Origin of the sequence: Shewanella sp. SM69, from assembly GCF_025653985.1 — a bacterium.
GTDB classification, from domain to species: Bacteria; Pseudomonadota; Gammaproteobacteria; order Enterobacterales; family Shewanellaceae; genus Shewanella; species Shewanella oncorhynchi.
Genome location: NZ_JAKKRV010000057.1, coordinates 1 through 702 on the forward strand (window position 1 = coordinate 1; position 702 = coordinate 702).

The window sequence follows — 702 nt, forward strand, 5'->3', positions numbered from 1 at the left end:
TTCTTTTCCTAAGGGTACTTAGATGTTTCAGTTCCCCTCGTTCGCCTCGCAACACTATGTATTCATGTTGCGATAACAGCTTATGCTGCTGGGTTCCCCCATTCGGACATCGTTAGCTCAAATGCTTGTTACTAGCTCGCCAACGCTTTTCGCAAGTTACTACGTCCTTCATCGCCTCTGACTGCCAAGGCATCCACCGTATACGCTTAGTCGCTTAACCATACAACCCAAATGAGTTTCACTCATCTGAGTCGCATTGCGACCAGCTTGGTTTTACTTGTCTCACTTCTGACCAAAGAAGTGGACGCGCCTTAGACGTAAACTATGCAACTAAGCATAATTTACTATTGAATATTCAAGACACTTAATAAAGTGTTTGAGAACTCATGATGCAAACGTTTCCACGTTTACATCGGTTTGTAAGTAACATGACGACAGACATCATCACGTTACATACTATCAGCTTTCCAAATTGTTAAAGAACAATGCGTACCGGCTCGCGGCGCATTCAGCTCTGACTTCTCCTAAGAGAAGATAAACAAGCAATCTGTGTGAACACTCAACAAACATTAAGTTAGTCGTATAGGTAAGGAGGTGATCCAGCCCCAGGTTCCCCTAGGGCTACCTTGTTACGACTTCACCCCAGTCATGAACCACAAAGTGGTGAGCGCCCCCCCGAAGGTTAAGCTACCCACTTCTTTT

The 702-nt window shown here is 44.9% G+C and carries 2 rRNA genes; both read right to left on the minus strand.

Annotated features, from left to right (window positions below):
* Positions 1-220: ribosomal RNA gene (locus tag L5M37_RS24055) — 23S ribosomal RNA — on the minus strand; the annotation flags it as partial.
* A gap of 367 nt (positions 221-587) precedes the next feature.
* Positions 588-702 (minus strand): 16S ribosomal RNA (locus L5M37_RS24060); the annotation flags it as partial.